Source organism: Pseudomonas sp. Au-Pse12 (genome assembly GCF_021341665.1).
Taxonomy (GTDB): Bacteria; Pseudomonadota; Gammaproteobacteria; order Pseudomonadales; family Pseudomonadaceae; genus Aquipseudomonas.
The window spans coordinates 519759-538399 of the sequence record NZ_JAJTTH010000001.1 but is presented as its reverse complement, the minus strand read 5'-3'; the positions used below and the strand labels follow the sequence as shown (position 1 = coordinate 538399).

The 18641-nt window shown below is 64.7% G+C and carries 18 protein-coding genes and 1 pseudogene; 10 read left to right on the top strand and 9 right to left on the bottom strand.

All coding sequences use genetic code 11. The features are described 5' to 3' along the window. Positions 1-3: 3 nt before the first annotated feature. Positions 4-912 (bottom strand): glutaminase B, encoded by a 909-nt coding sequence (gene glsB / locus LXM55_RS02360; protein ID WP_233318254.1) that lies wholly within the window; start codon positions 910-912, stop codon positions 4-6. 327 nt (positions 913-1239) lie between these two features. Here glsB and LXM55_RS02355 point away from each other — a divergent pair, with 327 nt between their 5' ends. Continuing rightward, positions 1240-2493, top strand: a complete 1254-nt coding sequence (locus LXM55_RS02355; protein WP_233318252.1) for a ferredoxin reductase family protein — start codon at positions 1240-1242, stop codon at positions 2491-2493. Here the strand turns inward: LXM55_RS02355 and LXM55_RS02350 are convergent, their stop codons facing one another. Beyond that, positions 2494-4032 carry an MFS transporter gene (locus LXM55_RS02350; RefSeq protein WP_233318250.1) on the bottom strand — a complete coding sequence of 513 codons (1539 nt, stop codon included), beginning with the start codon at positions 4030-4032 and terminating at the stop codon, positions 2494-2496. It abuts the gene before it with no gap. A 127-nt stretch (positions 4033-4159) separates the two neighbouring features. Here LXM55_RS02350 and LXM55_RS02345 point away from each other — a divergent pair, with 127 nt between their 5' ends. Further along, positions 4160-5074 (top strand): LysR family transcriptional regulator, encoded by a 915-nt coding sequence (locus LXM55_RS02345; protein WP_233318248.1) that lies wholly within the window; start codon positions 4160-4162, stop codon positions 5072-5074. Beyond that, positions 5071-5619, top strand: coding sequence for a GNAT family N-acetyltransferase (locus tag LXM55_RS02340; RefSeq protein ID WP_233318246.1), 549 nt, complete (start codon positions 5071-5073; stop codon positions 5617-5619). The genes LXM55_RS02345 and LXM55_RS02340 overlap by 4 nt, the downstream gene beginning before the upstream one ends. Here LXM55_RS02340 and LXM55_RS02335 read toward each other — a convergent pair. Continuing rightward, on the bottom strand, positions 5612-6532 hold the full coding sequence (locus LXM55_RS02335) for a carbon-nitrogen hydrolase family protein (protein ID WP_233318244.1): 921 nt from the start codon (positions 6530-6532) through the stop codon (positions 5612-5614). The two genes, LXM55_RS02340 and LXM55_RS02335, sit on opposite strands and share 8 nt — an antisense overlap. 83 nt (positions 6533-6615) lie before the next feature. Between LXM55_RS02335 and LXM55_RS02330 the strand changes: the two genes are divergently transcribed. Next, positions 6616-7551, top strand: coding sequence for a LysR family transcriptional regulator (locus LXM55_RS02330; RefSeq protein ID WP_233319017.1), 936 nt, complete (start codon positions 6616-6618; stop codon positions 7549-7551). Here the strand turns inward: LXM55_RS02330 and LXM55_RS02325 are convergent. Further along, entirely contained in the window at positions 7523-7777 is a 255-nt protein-coding gene (locus LXM55_RS02325; RefSeq protein WP_011061196.1) for a hypothetical protein, read from the bottom strand. The genes LXM55_RS02330 and LXM55_RS02325 overlap by 29 nt on opposite strands. A 222-nt stretch (positions 7778-7999) precedes the next feature. On the opposite strand from LXM55_RS02325, the gene LXM55_RS02320 reads away from it, so the two are divergent. Beyond that, positions 8000-8320: a DUF883 family protein gene (locus tag LXM55_RS02320; protein WP_233318241.1), complete on the top strand. Its 321-nt coding sequence runs from the start codon at positions 8000-8002 to the stop codon at positions 8318-8320. Between the two features lie 59 nt (positions 8321-8379). Here the strand turns inward: LXM55_RS02320 and LXM55_RS02315 are convergent, their stop codons facing one another. Further along, positions 8380-9417: an Ldh family oxidoreductase gene (locus LXM55_RS02315; protein ID WP_233318240.1), complete on the bottom strand. Its 1038-nt coding sequence runs from the start codon at positions 9415-9417 to the stop codon at positions 8380-8382. A gap of 302 nt (positions 9418-9719) precedes the next feature. On the opposite strand from LXM55_RS02315, the gene LXM55_RS02310 reads away from it, so the two are divergent. Beyond that, entirely contained in the window at positions 9720-10745 is a 1026-nt protein-coding gene (locus tag LXM55_RS02310; RefSeq protein WP_233318238.1) for a FecR family protein, read from the top strand. Between the two features lie 50 nt (positions 10746-10795). Here the strand turns inward: LXM55_RS02310 and pvdQ are convergent, their stop codons facing one another. Beyond that, positions 10796-13129: a bifunctional acylase PvdQ gene (pvdQ, locus tag LXM55_RS02305; RefSeq protein WP_233318236.1), complete on the bottom strand. Its 2334-nt coding sequence runs from the start codon at positions 13127-13129 to the stop codon at positions 10796-10798. Between the two features lie 296 nt (positions 13130-13425). Here pvdQ and LXM55_RS02300 point away from each other — a divergent pair, with 296 nt between their 5' ends. Beyond that, a complete protein-coding gene (locus LXM55_RS02300; protein WP_233318233.1) occupies positions 13426-13806 on the top strand; it encodes a fe2+ zn2+ uptake regulation protein in 381 nt (126 codons plus the stop codon). 17 nt (positions 13807-13823) lie between these two features. Here LXM55_RS02300 and LXM55_RS02295 read toward each other — a convergent pair whose 3' ends face one another. Further along, positions 13824-14012 (bottom strand): hypothetical protein, encoded by a 189-nt coding sequence (locus LXM55_RS02295; protein WP_233318231.1) that lies wholly within the window; start codon positions 14010-14012, stop codon positions 13824-13826. Between the two features lie 171 nt (positions 14013-14183). Between LXM55_RS02295 and LXM55_RS02290 the strand changes: the two genes are divergently transcribed. Continuing rightward, positions 14184-14321, top strand: a complete 138-nt coding sequence (locus tag LXM55_RS02290) for a hypothetical protein (RefSeq protein ID WP_233318229.1) — start codon at positions 14184-14186, stop codon at positions 14319-14321. A gap of 86 nt (positions 14322-14407) precedes the next feature. Here LXM55_RS02290 and LXM55_RS02285 read toward each other — a convergent pair whose 3' ends face one another. Continuing rightward, positions 14408-15322 (bottom strand): LysR family transcriptional regulator, encoded by a 915-nt coding sequence (locus tag LXM55_RS02285; RefSeq protein WP_233318227.1) that lies wholly within the window; start codon positions 15320-15322, stop codon positions 14408-14410. A gap of 116 nt (positions 15323-15438) precedes the next feature. On the opposite strand from LXM55_RS02285, the gene LXM55_RS02280 reads away from it, so the two are divergent. Continuing rightward, on the top strand, positions 15439-16434 hold the full coding sequence (locus LXM55_RS02280) for an aldo/keto reductase (protein ID WP_233318224.1): 996 nt from the start codon (positions 15439-15441) through the stop codon (positions 16432-16434). A gap of 48 nt (positions 16435-16482) precedes the next feature. Here the strand turns inward: LXM55_RS02280 and LXM55_RS02275 are convergent, their stop codons facing one another. Next, complete coding sequence (locus LXM55_RS02275) at positions 16483-17016, bottom strand: hypothetical protein (RefSeq protein WP_233318222.1); 534 nt, start codon at positions 17014-17016, stop codon at positions 16483-16485. A gap of 440 nt (positions 17017-17456) precedes the next feature. Here LXM55_RS02275 and LXM55_RS32600 point away from each other — a divergent pair. Further along, positions 17457-18590, top strand: a pseudogene (locus LXM55_RS32600) (cache domain-containing protein); the annotation flags it as partial. Positions 18591-18641 lie beyond the last annotated feature (51 nt).

The following is an 18641-nucleotide window of genomic DNA, read 5'->3' as shown; positions in this document are numbered from 1 at the left end:
GCACTAGAACACTGACCAGCCGATGCGCTGGCTGAGCAGTTCCAGGGCCGCCATGCCCACCAGCGAGTTGCCGGCGCCGTTGAGTTCCGGCGACCACACGCACACCGTGAACTGCCCCGGCACCACCGCGACAATCCCCCCGCCCACGCCACTCTTGCCCGGCAGGCCGACCCGATAGGCGAAGTTGCCGGCTTCGTCGTACAGGCCGCTGGTGGCCATGATCGAGTTGACCTGTTGGGTCTGGCGCCGGCTGAGCATCTGCTCGCCGCTGTGCTTGCAGAAACCGTCGTTGGCCAGGAAACAGAAAGCCCGGGCCAGGTCGACGCAACTCATGCGCAAGGCGCAATGGCTGAAGTAGCTGCGCAGCACCGCCTCGACATCGTTATGGAAGTTGCCGAAGGACTGCATCAGGTAGGCCATGGCCGCGTTACGGGCGCGGTGCTGGTATTCCGACTCCGCCACCCGGCCATCCACCATCACCTGACTGTTGCCCGACAGGCGCCGGACAAAGTCGCGCATCGACAAGGCCGGCGCGGCGAAGCGTGACTGGTTGATGTCGCAGATCACCAGCGCCCCGGCGTTGATGAACGGATTGCGCGGCCGGCCGCGCTCGAATTCCAACTGCACCAGGGAGTTGAAGGGCTGCCCCGAGGGCTCGTGGCCCAGGCGCTGCCAGATCGCCTCGCCGGAATGGCCAATGGCTTGCACCAGGCTGAAGACCTTGGAAATGCTCTGCACCGAAAACGGCGTGTCGGCGTCCCCGGCACTGAACACCTGGCCGTCGTTGCCATACACGGCAATGCCCAACTGGTTGGCCGGCACATCCGCCAGGGCCGGAATGTAATTGGCCACCCGGCCTTGGCCGATCAGGGGGCGGACTTCATCGAGAATCTGGTTCAACAGGTCTTGCATGTTCTGACTCATTACCAATACGGCTGCGGGGCTATGGGCGGGGCTATGGCTGCTAGACGCACGCGAACACCGGTGCAGCACAATCGACACACAAACACCCGCCCGCGCCTGCCCGGACAGCGTTCCTGCACGGAATCGGAATGCGAGTGATATTCGATCATTTTCAACACTTTATAGACCAAAGATCGATGATTCAGATCACTGCACCCACTGGCCAATCGGTTAAAATCCCCGAGGTTTTGGCGGCAAAAAGCCTGTCATAACCGCTTTATGCTTCGCGCCCTTTGCCGCGCCATGACGGCATTTCCTCATTGGAGTCATGCACTTTTGAAAACCTGGCACACGCTTGTCGGCACTCTGCTGATCACCACCTTCACCCTCCTGCTGGAGATTCCTTCCGCCACCTGGCTGACCTCGGCCACCCTGAGCATGATTCTCGGCAGCACCGCCTTGGCCTACATGGCCCTGTCCTGCCTGCTGGCCAGCCGATGGGGCTGGGTCGAGCGGCTGTTCGGTGGCCTTGACCGGGTCTACGAGGCGCACAAATGGCTGGGCATCTGGGCGCTGGCGTTCGCCAGTTATCACCTGGTGTTCAAGGCCAACCTGGATGAATGGAACAGTGTGCCGATCCTCGAACTGTCCAAGTACTGGACGCGCCTGGTGCGCCAGTTGAGCTACGTGGCCCTGGGCCTGATCGTGCTCCTGGCACTGAACCGCAACATTCCCTACAGCCAGTGGCGCTGGTGGCACAAGCTCTCCGGCCCGCTGTTCCTGATCGTCATCCTGCACGGGTTGAGCTTCAAGTCGCCGATCACCCTCGACTCGCCCTCGGGCATCTGGCTGGGCCTGCTCTGCGTGCTCGGGGTGCTTGGTGCCCTGTACAAGCTGCTGCTCTACCCGCTACTGGCCAAGGCCGGTGAATACCAGGTGACGGCGGTCAAGGTGGAGAAGAACTCCCTGCACCTGGAACTGATTCCCCTGGGCAAGGGGTTCCCCTTCAAGGCCGGGCAGTTCGCTTTTCTGGCGATGCAGGAAAAGGGCCTGCGCGAACCGCACCCGTTCACTATCGCCAGTGCCCACCAGCATGACGGGCGCATCGAGTTCGTGATCCGGGCCCTGGGCGACTACACCCAGCGCCTGCGCCAGCGGGTCAAGGTTGGCATGCGCGCCGACATCTACGCGCCTTACGGGCGCTTCAAGCGACCGCAGGCAGCCGCCCGGGAGATCTGGATCGGTGGCGGCGTGGGCATCTCGCCGTTCATTTCCTGGCTGCAGGATGACGCCGCCGGGCAATTCGACAAGGCCACCCTGGTGTATTGCTACAACCCGTCGCGGGCGTTCCCCAGCGCCGACACCCTGCAAGGCATGGCCCAGGCTCGCGGGGTGAATTTCGTCGCCAACAGCGGCGGCAGCGAACCCCTGGCGCAGACCCTGAGACGCACGGCGGCAGAAACCGACCCGCAGCAGATCCAGGTCAGCTTCTGTGGCCCCAAGGGCCTGCTCGGTCAGGTTCGCCAGTTGATGAACGAGTGCGAGATTCCCGAAAGCAATCTGCACTACGAGTTCTTCGAGTTCCGCTGATCAGGCCGTCGCCGGCCTCGGGTGGCGCGGCTCATGCAGCGTCACTCGCACCACCAGCGCCGCCAGCAGGGTAATCAGCGCCAGCACCTGCAACAGCCGGCTGAACGCTTGCCCATACAGCGTCAGCCACGCTTCCCGGCCCAGCTCCGGCACGGTCGCCAGCGTACCGGGCAGGTCGCCTCCGGCCAGTTGCCGAGCCGCCAGCATCAGCGTCTCGCCGGGCAATGCCCGGCCGGCCAGGGACTGCTGCAACAGCCCCGCCAGCAGCGCCACCACCAGAGCCAGGGCAATGCCCTCGCCGGCCACCCGAGTGGTGCTGAAAATGCCGCTGGCCATGCCCGCGCGCTCCTTGGGCACCACGCTCACCGACAACCCGTCCATCAATCCCCAGGGCAGCCCGCTGCCCAGGCCGATCAGCAGCAACGGCCAGACCCGTTCGATTGGCGCCTGTGCCGGGCCGACCAGGCTCAGCCAGCACAAACCGGCGGCGGCCACCAGCAGGCCCAGGCTCGACAGGTTGCCGGCGCTGAACCAGCGGCTGAGCCAGCCCGCCGCGAACGGCACCACCAGCATCGGCGCCGACAACGCAAGCATCAGCAGCCCGGCATCGATGGCGCTGTAGCCTTCAACGCCGATAAAGCGGATCGGCAGCAAAATCAGCAGCACCACATAGCAGTAACAGGTGGCGATGGGCAGTACCTGCACCCCGACAAAGCGCGGGTAACGGAACAACGACAGGTCCAGCATCGGCCGCGCCGCCCGCCCCTCGACGACAATGAACAGCCACAGCGCCAGCATCGACCCCGCCAGCAACGACAGGACCCAGGGGCTGCTCCAGCCGCTTTGCGGGGCCTGCAGGATGCCCCAGGTGAGCAGCACCAGGGCCAGGGTGAAACTCAAGGTGCCGGGCCAGTCCACGCCCTGGGCTTCGGGGTCCCGGGACTCTGCCATGCGTGGCACGCCAAACCCCAGGGACAGGCCGCCGATCAGCGCCCCGGAGACAAAGATCCCGCGCCAGCCGACGTGCTCCACCAGTGCTCCGGCGAGGATCGGGCCGAAGGCCAGGCCGACGCCAAAGGTGGTGCCCAGCAGGCTGAAGGCCCGCGTGCGCGCCGGCCCCTCGAACGCCTGGGCCAAGGCCGCCGAACCACCGGCCAGGGCTGCGGCGCCGGCCAGCCCCTGGACCCCGCGCAACAGGTTCAGCCACAGCAGCGTCGGCACGAACACCAGGGCCAGGGAGCTCAGGCCGAACAGCGCCACGCCCAGGCTGAACAGGCGCTTGCGGCCAAATTCGTCGGCCAGGGTGCCGGCTGCCATCAGCACACTGCCAAAGGTCAGCATGAAGGCATTGGTGGTCCAGCTCAGGGCCAGCGGGCTGCCACCCAGTTCATGACCAATGGCCGGGGTCGCCACGGCCACCCCGACAAAGGTCAGCGGCAGCATCAGGGCCGCCAGGCACACCGCGGCGAGCACGCCAGAGGCGGACTGCGGGCGACTCCGGGCCGACTGCCCGAGGGATAGTTCGAGTTCAGGGTTCACACACACCTCTCAGCCCTGCTAGCCAGGGTCCGTTTAAAGAAAAACCATGGTAGGCAGGCCGCAATCGGCAAAAAACAGGGCATTCTTCCGCTCTTTACGGACAAAAACGCTGCAATCGAGGTGAACGATGGACAACCTTAACGGCCTGCAGGTGTTTGTCTGCGTGGTCCAGAGCGGCAGCCTGGTGGGTGCCGGCGAGCGCCTGGGGCTGTCCGCCTCGGCGGTGGGCAAAGCCTTGGCGCGCCTGGAGCAGCGCCTCGGCGTGCGCCTGCTGAACCGCAGTACCCGGCGCATCAGCCTGACCGACGAAGGCGCGCTGTTCTACGAGCGCGGCCAGCGCATCGTCGATCAGGTCCAGGAAGCCGAGGCCGAACTGGCGCGGCTCAGCGACACGCCCCGGGGCCGGCTGCGGGTCAGCCTGCCGGCCATCGGCTACCGCATGCTGCTGCCGATCCTCCCGGAGTTTTCCGCGCGCTACCCGGACATCGAGCTGGACCTGGATTTCAACGACCGGCTGATCGACGTGATCGCCGAAGGGGTGGACGCGGTGATCCGCAGCGGCGAGCTGCCGGACTCGCAGCTCAAGTCGAGAAACCTGGGGCCCTTCGGCTTCGTGCTGATCGGCGCACCCGGCTATTTTGCCCGGCGCGGCACTCCGCAGACGCCCCAGGACCTGGAGCGGCATGCCTGCCTGCGCTACAAGTTCCCCGGCGGCAGCGTGCTGCAGCAGTGGAACCTGCGCCAGGCCAGCGGCGCGCCGCCGCTGGAGCTGGGCAGTGCCCTGACCAGCAACAACCTGGAATCGCTGATTCATGCCGCGACCCAGGGCCTGGGCATTGCCTACGTGCCAGAGTTCGTGGTGTGTGGTGCCCTGGCCGATGGCAGCCTGGTGTCGGTGCTGGACGACTACCAGCAGGAACGCGGCAAATTCTCCATTCTCTGGCCCAGCAGTCGACACCTGCTGCCAAAATTGCGAGTCTTCGTCGATTTTCTCAGCCAGCGACTGATGCTCGGCAACCCCCACAAGGAACCCAGGCCATGAACGGCAACCTAACGCCGCTGTCCACCTCGCGATTGCTCCTGCAGCCTCTGGAGCTGGCGGATGCCGACGCCATCCAGCAGTTGTTCCCGCAGTGGCAGGTGGTGCGCTACCTCAACGCCCTGGTGCCCTGGCCCTACCCGGCCGACGGCGCCTTGCGCTACGTGCGCGACCTGGCCCTGCCGGCCATGGCCCGGGGCGCGGAATGGCACTGGACCCTGCGCCTGCGCAGCGACCCGGGGCAGATGATCGGCTGCATCAGCCTGATGGACCAGGCTGACGACAACCGCGGCTTCTGGCTGGCCCCGCCATGGCAGGGCCAGGGCTACATGAGCGAGGCCTGCGAGGCGGCGGACCACTACTGGTTCGAGGTGCTGCAACGGCCGTTGATGCGCGTGCCCAAGGCGGCGCCGAACCAGGCTTCGCGGCGGATTTCCGAGCGCGGCGGCATGCGCTTGATCCGTTCCGAGGAAGGCGAGTTCGTCAGCGGGCGGTTTCCCGTGGACCTCTGGGAAATCACCCGCGAGGAATGGCGCCAGCTCAGGTAAAGCGCACCCCGGGGCGGGCGCGCTGGTCCACCGTCAGTTCGAATACATCCGGGCGCGCGTAGTGGCCAACCACGTCGTAGTCATAGCGCGCCCGCACCAGGTCAGCGGTATCGATCTGCGCGCTGATCAGCCCGGCGCGCCCCACCAGCGGCCCGGCCAGGACATCGCCCATCGGCCCGACAATCACGCTGCCGCCGGCAATCAGCGGCCGTTGCGCCGGCCAATGGGCAATCTCCAGGCCCAGCTCTTCGGGGGAAGCCTGCACCTGGCAGGCGCTGACCACGAAGCAGCGCCCCTCGTGGGCGATATGGCGCATGCTCACTTGCCACATTTCCCGCTCGTCCACCGTCGGCGCGCACCAGACCTCGATGCCCTGGGCATACATCGCGGTGCGCAGCAGCGGCATCATGTTCTCCCAGCAGATCACCGCGCCGACCCGGCCGACCTGGGTGTCCAGCACCGGCAGGGTCGAGCCATCGCCCTTGCCCCAGATCAGCCGCTCAGTGCCGGTGGGCATCAGTTTGCGGTGCTTGCCCGTGAGCCCCTGCTGCGGGTCGAAGTACAGCGCCGTGCAATACAGGGTGCTGCCGCTGCGCTCGATCACCCCCAGCACCAGGTTGGCCCCGGTACGCGCCGACAGCCCGGCCAGGGCTTCGGTTTCCACCCCGGGGACATCGATGGCATTGGCGAAATAGCGGGCGAAGGCCTCGCGCCCCTCCGGCAGGCGATACCCCAGCTGGGTGCCGAAGCCTTCGCCCTTGGGGTAGCCCCCCAGCAGCGCTTCGGGCATCACCACCAACTGCGCGCCGGCTTCGATGATCGCGGTTTCGTAGGACAGGATCTGTTCCAGGGTGGCGGCCTTGCCTTCGGGCAAGGCACCGATCTGCAGGGCAGCGACAACGGACTTGGGCATGGGATGTCTCCGTGGCAATCAGGTGTTGCCCATTTTGCAGCGGCCCCTGATCATCGATAAACCCCATGCCAGTGCTTAATGATATGAACCAGATGAATATCGCCAGTGTCGACCTCAACCTGCTCAAGGCCTTCGAAGCCCTGCATGACGAGTCCAGTGCCAGCCATGCCGCGCTGCGCCTGGGCGTCACCCAGTCGGCCATGAGCGCGGCCTTGCGCCGGCTGCGGGAACTGTATGGCGACCCGCTGTTCGTGCGCACCGGACGCGGGCTGGCCCCCACCCTCAAGGCCAATCAGTTGAAGCCAGTGGTCAGCGAAGCCCTGAACAAATGCCGCCAGAGCCTGGCCATGGTCGCCCCGGACGCCGCCGACTATCAGGGCCGTTCGGTGACGCTCGGGCTGTCGGATGATTTCGAGATTGCCTACGGCCGGCAGATGATCGAGGCCGTGGCCCGGCGCGCGCCGAAGCTGCGGCTGATTTTCCGCCAGAGCCACAGCCAGATCGTCGCCGAGGCGCTGTTGCAGCGCAGCGTCGACCTGGCCATCAGTGCAGGAGGGTTTGCCGAGCGCCTGCTCAGCCGTCAGGTGCTGGGGGAAGGCCACTACCTGTGCCTGGCCGACCCCGCCAGCCTGGCCCCAGGGCAGCAACAGATCAGCCTTGAAGAGTTCGTCGAGCGCGAACACCTGCTGGTGTCGTCCCAGGGGTTTATCGGGATTACCGATGAAGGCCTGGCCAACCTGGGCCTGAGCCGTCAGGTCTGCGCCTCGACCACGCACTTTGCCGCCTTGCCGTTTCTGCTCAAGGGCAGCCAGGCGGTGGCGACCATTCCAGCGCATGCCGCGCGGCGGATCGCCGAGTTCACCGGCCTGCGGCTGCTGCCCTGCCCCCTTGTACTGCCGCGTTATCCGATCGAGCTGGGCTGGCGGACCAGCCCGCAGACCGACCCGCTGCTGGTGAAGGTGCGCGAGGCGATTGTCGAGAGTTTTGCCCTTACTTGTTCGCCGCCATCAGGCGATTGACTTCACTGCGCACCATGTTCGAGTACTCCGGCGGCGACATGCCGTCGAGCTCGGCGCGGACCCACTCGGCCCATTTGCCCTTGCGCTTGCCGCGCTCGCCGAACAGCCGCGCCGCCTCGCCCTTGGCCTTGCCCAGGTTGCTCTGCCACAAGTCGAAGAGACGGGACTTCTCGTCCTCGATGGCGGCGCGCTCGGCCAGGGTCTTGTTAGCCAGATTGAAGCTCATGGGAAATTCCTGCTGCGTAAAATAGGCGCCATCTTACACTGTAGGGGCTGAGGGTTTTACCCCGGGGTCGTGAACCAGGCGCAAAACAGCTGCAACTTTTGCCCTCCTCGCAGACTCCATTGCTTGCCATCCATTCACCTGTAGCCGCTGGCGCGGGCAGCAATCAGCGCAGCAGCAGAAGCTGCTCTGGCACCAGCGGCGATCTTTCCAAGGAAAAACTTCATGGCTCGTAAATCTGCCGCGCAAGCGGAAAACGATCAAATCAAGGACCAGGCTTTCAGCGAACTGCAGGCGCTGATCGAAGAATCGGAAAAACTGCTCAAGGGCAGCGCCAGCCTGGTGGGCGAAGAAGGCGAAAGCCTGCGCCGGCAAGTCAGCCTCAAGCTCAAGCAGGCGCTGGATTCGGTGAGCCATGTGCGCGAGCGCAGCAAGCCGGTGGTGGACGCCACCGAGCAATACATCGGTGGCCACCCGTGGCAGACCGTGGCGATTTCCGCCGGTTTGGGCCTGGTGGTGGGCCTGTTGCTGGGCCGTCGCTCGTAAGCGGCGACAGCCCTTCCCCGGCCAGGTACGCGCACCGCGACCTGGCCTTTTTCATGCTTTCAGCCTTGCGCCAGCGCCCGCAGCTGCTGCAACTGCTCGGCGGCGATGGCAATGCCCTGCTGTTGTGAACGATCACGCTGCTGATGCCGGCGATCGCCCGGCAGGCGCTTGAGCCCCACCGCGTGCATCTGCCGCACCAGTTCCTGGCTGCGCTCGGCAAAACTCTGCCCGGCGCCCTTGCTCGGATCGATGACGATCAGCAACTGGCCGGTCCAGGGGGTCTTGGCCCCGGGATGGTTGGACCAGTCGAACTCGAACGAGAAGTTGCCCCCGGTCAGCGCCGCGGCCAGCAATTCCACCATCATCGACAGCGCCGAGCCCTTGTGCCCGCCAAACGGCAGCAAGGCGCCGCCTTCGAGAATCGCCTTGGGGTCCTGGGTCGGCTGGCCCAGGCTGTCGACACCAATGCCCAGGGGCAGGCGCTCGCCCTTGCGCGCAGCAATCTGCACATCGCCATGGGCAATGGCGCTGGTGGCCAGGTCGAAGACAATCGGCTGGCCCTGGGCCTGGGGGGCGGCAAAGGCGATCGGGTTGGTGCCGAACAAGGGCCGGTCGGCACCATGGGGCACCACGCAGGTCATGCTGTTGACCACACTCAGGGCCACCAGCCCCTCTTCGGCAAAGGGTTCAACATCTGGCCAGAGCGCCGCGAAATGGTGCGAATTGCGGATCGCCAGCAGCGCAATACCGGCGTTGCGGGCCTTGCTCACCAGCAATTCACGGGCGGCGGCCAGGGCCGGCTGGGCGAAGCCGTTGGCGGCATCGACCCGGACAAAGGCCGCCGCCACGTCTTCCACCCGCGGCACGGCCTGGCCGTCGACCCAGCCACTGGCCAGGGTAGAAACATAACCGGGTATGCGGAACACGCCGTGGCTGTGGGCGCCGTCGCGCTCGGCGCCGGCGCAGTTCTCGGCCAGGCAGCGGGCCACTTCGGCGCGGCAGCCGTGACGCTGGAAAATCGTCTCCAGCAACTGCACCAGGGCTGGTAAAGAGAGGTATTGGGGGGGTGTTTCGACGACCAGGGACGATGCAGACATCTGAAGCTCCAGAATCATTATTGGAGGGGGCGACAGCGTGTGAACCTGGCGATTAAACAACGCCATACGCCAGCCCTGTCAACCACTCCCGGAGGCTTGCAGGCAAGGTGCCAGAAATGCCGGTGAAGCAAGCCCCCAACCGTTGCCGAAGCCTGGGTTGAAGGCTGTGCATCAGCTCGATACAAAACCTGTTTTCAGGGCGCCTTCGGTGAAAATAAGTTCACTTTGATACTCATTCGCCATGACGGCTGTTCTACAAGGCTTGCCGCGGAGGGTAGAATGCGCGAAATCAGGAAGAGTCAATGAGCGAACAGATCCTCTCAGAAGCCGAATACGACGCCATTACCCAAGCGGCAGCCCAGTGGTGCATGCGCCTGCATGAACCCGACTGCAGCGACGCGGAGCGTCTGGCCTTTCAGCAATGGCATGATGCCGACCCCCTGCACGCCTTCGAGTACGAGGCGATGCGGGAGATATGGGAAGTGGCCGATCATCTGCCCCACTCCGCGCTCACTACCGCACCGGCGCCTGCGCCTGCCCCTGCCCCGGTCAAGCCGGTGCCCCGGCGTGGCTGGCAGCAGTACGGCATGGCGGCAGCCATCGCCTTGTGCGCCCTGCCCCTGGCGGCCTACAGCGGTTGGGAACTGGGCTGGCTGCCGTCCTCCTACCAGCGCTTCGAAGCCAGCGACAGCCTGCGCAAGGTCACCCTGGCCGACGGCACCGAGGTGGAGCTGAACCTGGGCAGCGCCCTGAGCTACAGCGACTACAAGGACCAGCGTCGGGTCAACCTGAAAAAAGGCGAGGCCTTCTTCAAGGTCAGCCACGACGCCAGCCATCCATTTGTGGTCAAGGCCGCCGACGGCCAGGTCAAGGTCACCGGCACCCAGTTCAATGTGTGGATGTATGAAGACCAGGTCCGCGTCACCCTGCTCCAGGGCTCGGTGCTGGTCAGCAGCAACACCGCGCTGCCCGGCGAGGGTTTCCGCCTGGAGCCTGGCATGCAGGCCAGCTACAAGGGCGGCGATTTCCAGCCGCAGATCAGCCAGACCTACAGCCAGGACAGCTCCCTGGCCTGGCGCAACGGCAAGCTGGTGCTGAACAACCTGGCGTTGAGCGACGCCTTGCCGCTGATCAACCGCTACCTGGACAGCCCGGTGCAGGTCGCCGACAGCAGCACCGGCAAGATCCGCGTCGGCGGCATCTACAACACCCGGGAAATCAAGAGCCTGCTGACCTCGCTGCCCAAGGTGCTGCCGGTCTACCTGACCCGCAATCGCGATGGCAACCCGGTGATCAACTCCCTGCCACAGTCCCCACCCGAAAGCTGAAAGCCGCCCCCTTGCCGGGGCGGCCTCCTTCCCTCGCTCAACACCCACCATCACTGACGCGCCAGGACGGCCTCCTGGCGCGGCTGCTGAATGACCTGCAACGAGTACTGGCCGTCGGCGCGGATCTGCGCTTCGGTAAAGGGCAGCACACTCCACTGGTTGCGGGCAAAGGCGGCGGTCTGATCGCGAAAGTGCGCCGACGCCGGGTCACTGGACAGGGAGAACGCCAGCAGCCCCAGGGCGCGCGGCCCCTGCTCATCGAAACTGACCACGTTCAGGTAGCTGGTGCCGCTCACCACCTCACGCTTGCCAGCGGCCGCCGGCACGCTCTGGATCGCGTTGTACACCCCCAGGCTTTCCGGGCCGCCGGGCACCGGGGTCGGCTGCCCGCCCTGGCTCACTTGCTGGATATCGCCCCAGCGAACCGCCTCGCCCAACCCGGCTGCGGCCACCTGTTGCGCCGAAGCCAGCATCGCCTCGCGCAGTGCCTGGGCCACTGGTGCACGGGAGATCGCCAGGCCGCGCGGAGTGTGCTGGGGGTCCTTGGGATCAAACGCCACGCGCCATACCCCGGGGTCCTGCAGCAGCGGCTGCATGATGCCCTGGAAGTGCACGAAGCCCAGGCCCGCCTGCAGCCCCGCGCTACGGTCCCAGGCTTTCAGGCTGGCACACAGGGGAGCAAGCCGCTGGACATCCGCGCCCAGGTCCTGCTCGCAGAACTGCAGCAGGTCCGGCATCACCTGGCCGGCCAGGTACACCTGGTCATCCGTGACCATGTGCTGCAGGTCGCTGACCTGGGCCTTGTGCATCCGGCTCAGGCGTTCCAGGGCGAAACGCGCGCGCATCTTCAACGGCACGTCCTGTTGGCTGATCACGGGCGAGAACCCCTGCAGTGGCGCCGCCGGGTTGACCATCCAGGCCGAGTCGTTGGAGTGCTGCAGGTAGTCGTTGCGCGCCAGCTGCGGCAGCCGGCTCGCGGCGAAGATCCCCGGCTGCGCGGCCGCCGGATCGATGTCCCAGGCGCAGGCACTGCGCGAGCCGTCGAGAACGATGACCCGGGTGCCGATCCGCGGGTCGCTGCACTGCGCCAGCTTGGCCTCGGTGACGTTGGGCACCACCGACTGGTTCATGTACAGCGCGCGCCCCTGATCATCCACCGCCACGGTGTTGACCCAGGGAATGCCCTGCAACCGGTGCACGCTGTCTTGCAGCCCTGCCACGCTGCTGGCCTGGTTCATGGCGTACCACTGAGCCAGCACCCGGGTGTTGTCCAGGTTGGCATCGCGCAGGCTGTAGGCATGGCCACGGTCCCAGTCCAGCTCCCCCGGCCACTGCACGATCGGGCCGAAGACCGAGCTGTAGAGGGTGCGCGAACGCGCCTGCAACTGGCCGTCCGGTCCTTTGTCCTGCACCGTGACTGTCTGGCGCTGCAACGGCAATGAACGGCCGTCCAGCAGGTATCGGGTCGGGTCCTTGGGGTCCAGTTGCAAGCGGTACAGGGTGAAGTGCTTGGAGGCATCCACGGTGTGGGTCCAGGCCAGGTGCTGGTTGAAACCGATGTTGATCAGCGGCAGGCCGGGCAAGGCCGCGCCCATCACATCCAACTGCCCGGGAATGGTCAGGTGCATCTGGTAGAAGCGCATCGCGCCGACCCAGGGAAAGTGCGGGTTGGCCAGCAACAGCCCGCGACCGTTGAACGAGCGCTCGCTGCCGATGGCCACGGCGTTGCTGCCACGGTCCAGGGCGAACCGCTGCTGACGGGCAGCGGCCAGCTGCCACGCGGCGCCGGCTACCGCGGCCTGGGCCGTAGCGCCGGGTGGCGTGGCGCCGGCCAGGGCCTCGGCGAACTGCCCGGCGCCACCTTCCACCAGCAAGCGCCGGGTCAGTTTCACCAGGTCCGAGGTGGCCAGCGGCCGCACCCAATCGCCCCGGCATTGCTCGGGCAGGCCCTGGTTCTTGCGCTCCGCCAGTTGGCGGTTGTAACCCTCGACGTACCCCTGCATGCGCTCGCGCACCGCCGGGGTCTGCGCCTGCCAGAAAGCGGCCACGGCCTGGGGCGTGTTCAGCCAGCTGAAAAACACATCGCTGGTGAGGTTGTCGCGCTGTTCCAGGGTCTGTGCCTGGGCGCCGAAATACTTCGAGCGCTCGGCGTTGACCGTCAACACTTCATTGGCCATCAGGCACAGGTTGTCCTGGGCGTAGGCGTAGCCGATGCCGTAACCCAGGCCACGTTCGTCGTCGGCGCGGATATGCGGCACGCCAAAGCTGGTGCGGCGAATTTCGGCGCGGGTCTGCTCGGGCTGTGCCAGCGCATGAGCGCCACAGCTGAGGCTGAGAAACAGGGCTGCAAGGCAAAAATTCGGTAACTGCCTGGAAATGATCACGCCGACTCCTGATGCAAACATTCAGAACCAGGACTGGAGTGCAGGAAGCAAAGGCAACGCCGCCAGTCTGGAAATCCAGCCGCGCACGGTTCAACCGACGCCTGCCTGCCGATAGAGACGAAATGGCCGAGAAAAATTTAATCCTGATGCGATCCAGGCGTCGCCATGACATGTCAGCGACTTGATACCGACAAATTTTCTACATTGAAGACTTCATGATTTGTCGGGCTCGTTCGTCTAGTGACTAGAGCGCCCATCATTCTTTTCCTGATCAGGCTCTGAAAAGGAGTTTTTGCATGTACAACCCGCAACTGCCAATGGACGGCAACACCGTGAATAGCACGCCTTCCCTGAACGCCGGTGCCGGTGTCTTCGGCAAGAACGCCGAGCGCAACAGCAACGAACGGATCAAGCACCTGCTGAAAAGCTTCGGCCTGCGCACCAGCCTGATTCGCCTGAAAGTCATCGATGCGCTGCTCACCGCCGCCCAGAGCGATCGCTCCCTGGGGGTGCGCGGCATCCACAGCCAGCTGCTGGAGCTGGACATTCCGCTGTCGTTTCTCAGTGTGCGGGAAGTGCTCAAGCGGCTGTGCAGCGAGGGCGTGCTGACCCTCAATGCAGACAAGAGCTACAGCCTGCACCAGCAGGCCGCCGAGGTCCTCGACGGTCTCGCCTGAGACCGTCGAGCCCTGGCTCAGGGCTTGACCTTGCGGCGCATCACCCCGTTGATCACCACCACGACCACCGCCACGCCGATGGCGATGTACTGGAACAGTTTTTCGCTGATGGTGCCGTTGTTCTGCAGGTAGGAAAGGCCAAGCATGATTCCCAGTACCACCAGGGAAATCAGAATCGAATAGATCAAGCGTTGTTTCTGAGTCATTGCCGGGTCCTGAAGCTGTAATTGTATCCACTGTGTATCAAGGCCGATGCCAAGCTCATACCCGGATTCGGGGATGGACGGGGCAAATCGGGGTCACATGGTACAGGCGCGAAGGAGTTTTTTCTTCCTTGTCGTCCTGCCGTGTTCCCCGAGCCCTTTGAGGATTGATCCATGTTTCGTCGAATCACACTGCTGATTCCCCTGCTGGCCCTGCTGACCCTGTCGGGCTGCATCATCATGCCCCGTGACGGCGGGCACCACCGTTACTATGATGGCGGCGGCCCGGGCTACTACCACTATCGCCGCTGAGTCATCCGGCCAATCCATCGGCCACTGCCCCACCCCTCCACAACGCCCGCCCTGTCGCGGGCGTTTTGCTGCCTGGCCCTGGGCCCCTAGGGGCAGGCAATGTGATTGCCCGGGCGAGCAAACAGCTCCACCAGCCAATCGACGAATACCCGCAGGCGGGTCGACAGGTGCCGCTGGGGCGGGTACAGCGCGGTCAACGGCAACGCCGGCAAAGCAAACGCCTCCAGCACCCGCTGCAAGCTGCCCTCCTGCAGCTGCCGGGCAACGTGGTAGTACGGCGTCTGTATCAGCCCGTAGCCGGCCTCGCAGGCCGCCAGGTAACCGTCGGCGCTGTTGACCGCCACCTGCTTGGGCAACTGCACCGGCCGCAGTTGCCCGGCGAAGAAGAATTCCAGGCCATAGCGCTTGCCGCTGACGTTGGAGAAATACTCGACCATCTGATGCCCCTGCAGGTCTTCCGGGGTATCGGGCACCCCGCGCTGGCGCAGGTAGCCGGGGCTGGCGCAGGTGACCTGCTGCAACTGCGCCAGCGGCCGCGCCACCAGGCTCTCGTCCAGCGCCGGGCCGCCGCGCAAGGCACAGTCCACGCCTTCGCGGATCAGGTCCACCGGGCGGTCGTTGAGGCCGATCTCCAGCTCGATCAGCGGATAGCGCGCGGAAAACTCCGGCAGCGCCGGAATCACGATCAAGCGGCCGATGCCCACCGGCATGTCCACCCGCAGCATTCCCCGGGGGTTGAGCCGGGCCAGGGAGAACGCCGCCTCGCTTTCCTCCAGGTCCGCCAGCAGGCGCACGCACCGCTGGTAATAGGCGGCGCCGTCCAGGGTCGGGCTGACCTGGCGCGTGGTGCGGTGCAGCAACTGCACCCCCAGGTGGGCCTCCAGTTGCTTGATCAGGATGGTCACCGAGGCTGGCGGCATCTGCAGGCTCTCGGCCGCGCGGGCAAAGCCGCCCAGCTCGACGATCCGGGTGAAGACCCGCATGGCATTGAAACGGTCCATGAAAATTTCGCCAATTATTTAGAAAATCATAATAGTGATAGCGCTTTTAGCCTGTTTATCGGTGTTTTGTCGAGCAGCACAATGGCCCCTCTTTCCCCTTACCGGAGTCTTCATCGATGCACACACGACAACTGGGTCACAACGGTCCGCAGGTTTCCGCCATTGGCCTTGGCTGCATGGGCATGAGCGATTTCTACACCACCGGCAGCGATCCCCGGGAATCCGTCGCCACCCTGCACCGGGCCCTGGAACTGGGGATCAACCTGCTCGATACCGCCGACATCTACGGCCCCCACAGCAACGAGGAACTGATCGGCCAGGCGATTCGCGGCAAGCGTGAGCAGGTGTTCCTGGCCAGCAAGTTCGGCATTGTCCGCGACTCGGCCAACCCGACGGCACGCGGGGTCGACGGCCGGCCGGAATACATCCGCGCCGCCATCGACGGCAGCCTGCGCCGCCTGGGGGTCGAAACCCTGGACCTGTACTACCAGCACCGGGTCGACCCGGACGTGGCCATCGAGGAAACCGTCGGTGCCATGGCCGAGCTGGTCAAGGCGGGCAAGGTTCGTTACCTGGGCCTCAGCGAAGCGTCGGCGGCAACCCTGGAGCGCGCGCACAAGGTGCATCCGATCAGCGCCCTGCAAAGTGAGTATTCGCTGTGGAGTCGTGACCAGGAGCACAACGGCTGCCTTGCCGCCTGCCAGCGCCTGGGCATCGCCTTCGTGCCCTACAGCCCGCTGGGCCGGGGCTTTCTCACCGGTGCCCTGAAAAGCCCGGACGACTTTGCCGCCGATGACTACCGGCGTTTCAATCCGCGTTTTAAGGGGGAGAACTTCCAGCGCAACCTGCGCCTAGTGGAACAGGTGCAACAACTGGCGGCGGATAAAGGCGTCAGCGCTGGGCAACTGGCCCTGGCTTGGGTGCTGGCACAGGGCGACTACCTGATTCCGATTCCCGGAACCAAGCAACGGCGTTATCTGGAAGAGAACGTGGCGGCGCTGGAGGTGAAACTGAGCGCCGAGGAGCTGGCGTCACTGGAGCAGATCTTCAGCCCGCAGACCACCGCTGGAACACGCTATGACGAGGCCGTCATGGCCATGCTGGATCGTTGAAGCACGACCTGCACCGCGCCCCGCTGTGGGGGCGCGGGTGCAAGCGGGTCAGGCCTTGGTGGAGACGTTCTTGTCGGTCACCGTGGTGCCGTTGCCCTTGCCGTAGTTCTGCAAGCCCTGGAGTACATAGATGGCTTTCTTGTACTCGGGGATCAGGTAGTTGGCGTACTTGTTGCCCTTGAGGTTGTTGTTCTGGATGTCATCGAGCTTCATCGCGAAGTATTCGAGGGCATTGAACGGCTGCTCAGGGTTCTTCGGAATGCCGAAACGGTCGAACTGGTCGCCCGCGTTGATCAGGTTCAAGGCGGTGACGTCAGAAATCAGGCCATTGTTCTTCAGAAAGGTGCTCATGCCACCCAGGGACTTGGCGGTGACGTTGGTTGGATCGAAGCCCTTGATCTGCTTGTGCAGCTTCAACTGGTCCATCTTGCGGATATCCAGCACCGTGGGGTTGCTTCCCACCAGGCTCAACATCTGCCGCACCTTGGCGCTCTGCGAAACCGGTTTGGCCGAGCTGCCGCCGTTTTCCTGCACCAGCAGGCCTGCCTTGCTGGTCCAGCCGCCAACGTATCCGATTGCCATGCTAAAACTCCTGTAGTCCGACCTTCCACGCTCCTTTTCAGCGTCATGAATGATCTGACGATGCATCTGGAAAAGGATGTAAGCCGTGTTGAAACATCTGATTGGGCGCAAGTATCAACGCCGAGCCAGCCAGCAACAACGCTTTATTTCCACAATTTACAATTTTTGTACAAACTCGACACAATTGCCGCAGAGCCTTTGTTTAAAGGGCGCCGGCGCTTTTCATGCCCCTCAAGACGTCATCTTTTTGTGCCTGATTCGGCCCCTTCCTCGCCTCCTTTTCCAGCGTTCCAGCCCCTCATCGGATTTTTCCCGGCAGCCACAGGACTTTTTTGCACGATCGTACTAAAGAGCCCTTGAGCCGCGCCGACATCCTGTGGATGCCCTGACAACACAGCGCATTCCCGAACAATAAAAATCGCCCGGTAAGGACAGGTCCCATGCCCGCTTTGCGCACGATTCAAGCCCGCTACACGCTGTTTCTGGTCCTGTTCATTGTCTTGATGCTGGTACTCACGGTGGTGGGCATCAGCCAACTGGTGGCGCCCAAGCTGCGCCATACCGAAGAACAGGTGGCCCTCAACCGCATCGCCGAGGTCGCGCAACGCATCCAGGGCGAGCTGAACAAGGTCCAGGCCCAGCAACGCAGCATCACCCAGACCATTCCCCTGCTCGACAGCGACAGCATCGACAAGGTCCTGCCGGGCCTGGTGGACCAGTACGGGGAACAGAAAGTCTTTGGCGGTGGCATCTGGCCGCTGCCCGGCCAGCGCACCCCGGGGCGCAACAAGCACAGCACCTTCTGGCACCGCGACGCCTCCGGCACGCTGGTGGTCAATACCTTCTGGAACAGCGACCCGGCGCCCAACTACTACGAGCAGCCCTGGTACAAGGGCGGCATGCAGACCGCGCCCGGCCAGTGCGCCTGGGCCGCAGCCTACAAGGACGACGCCAGTGCCGAACCACGGACCAACTGCGCCATGGCCATCCGCCGCGACGGGCAGCCGTGGGGCGTGGCCACCATCGACGTGACCCTGGGCTTCTTCAATGACCTGGTGGCGCGCCAGGAGCAGGCGCTCAAGGCCGAGATGCTGATCGTCGAGGCCGACGGCAAGATCATCAGCAACAGCTCGCGGATCAACGGCCAGATCGTGCTCAAGAACATTCGCGACCTGAGTGCCGGCTCGCCCTTCGCCGCCCAGGTCCAGGCCGCCCTGCAGCAACGCGACCAGGGGGCGCGGCGGGTCGAGTTCGATAACGCCGGGGTGCCCAGCACCTTCTTCATGCGCGCCATCGAAGGCACTCCGTGGTTCCTCGCCAGCGCCCTGCCGACCCAGCTGATTACCGCCCAGCGCGATGACGTGCTGAGCACCCTGAGCCTGTTGCAGATCCCCATGGTGATCCTGCTGGTGCTGCTGCAGATCTATGCGATCCGCCAACTGGTGCAGCGGATGAAGATCCTCAAGGGCAATATCGACGCCCTGGCCACCGGTGACGCCGACCTGACCCGGCGCATCGTGATCCGTGCCGAGGATGAGCTGGGGGCCATCGGCCACTCGGTCAACCACTTCATCCAGTACCTGCAGAACATGATCGGCGAAGTCACCCAGGCCACCGAGGCCATG

Bases quoted from the DNA above. Each gene is read 5' to 3' on its own strand.
- LXM55_RS02310 (WP_233318238.1), top strand. From the start codon at position 9,720: ATGAGCGAACAGATCCTCTCAGAAGCCGAATACGACGCCATTACCCAA.
- LXM55_RS02330 (WP_233319017.1), top strand. From the start codon at position 6,616: ATGAACCAGATGAATATCGCCAGTGTCGACCTCAACCTGCTCAAGGCC.
- LXM55_RS02340 (WP_233318246.1), top strand. From the start codon at position 5,071: ATGAACGGCAACCTAACGCCGCTGTCCACCTCGCGATTGCTCCTGCAG.
- LXM55_RS02285 (WP_233318227.1), bottom strand. From the start codon at position 15,322: ATGGACCGTTTCAATGCCATGCGGGTCTTCACCCGGATCGTCGAGCTG.
- glsB (WP_233318254.1), bottom strand. From the start codon at position 912: ATGCAAGACCTGTTGAACCAGATTCTCGATGAAGTCCGCCCCCTGATC.
- LXM55_RS02315 (WP_233318240.1), bottom strand. From the start codon at position 9,417: ATGTCTGCATCGTCCCTGGTCGTCGAAACACCCCCCCAATACCTCTCT.
- LXM55_RS02345 (WP_233318248.1), top strand. From the start codon at position 4,160: ATGGACAACCTTAACGGCCTGCAGGTGTTTGTCTGCGTGGTCCAGAGC.
- LXM55_RS02295 (WP_233318231.1), bottom strand. From the start codon at position 14,012: ATGACTCAGAAACAACGCTTGATCTATTCGATTCTGATTTCCCTGGTG.
- LXM55_RS02290 (WP_233318229.1), top strand. From the start codon at position 14,184: ATGTTTCGTCGAATCACACTGCTGATTCCCCTGCTGGCCCTGCTGACC.
- LXM55_RS02300 (WP_233318233.1), top strand. From the start codon at position 13,426: ATGTACAACCCGCAACTGCCAATGGACGGCAACACCGTGAATAGCACG.
- LXM55_RS02275 (WP_233318222.1), bottom strand. From the start codon at position 17,016: ATGGCAATCGGATACGTTGGCGGCTGGACCAGCAAGGCAGGCCTGCTG.
- LXM55_RS02280 (WP_233318224.1), top strand. From the start codon at position 15,439: ATGCACACACGACAACTGGGTCACAACGGTCCGCAGGTTTCCGCCATT.
- LXM55_RS02325 (WP_011061196.1), bottom strand. From the start codon at position 7,777: ATGAGCTTCAATCTGGCTAACAAGACCCTGGCCGAGCGCGCCGCCATC.
- LXM55_RS02335 (WP_233318244.1), bottom strand. From the start codon at position 6,532: ATGCCCAAGTCCGTTGTCGCTGCCCTGCAGATCGGTGCCTTGCCCGAA.
- LXM55_RS02320 (WP_233318241.1), top strand. From the start codon at position 8,000: ATGGCTCGTAAATCTGCCGCGCAAGCGGAAAACGATCAAATCAAGGAC.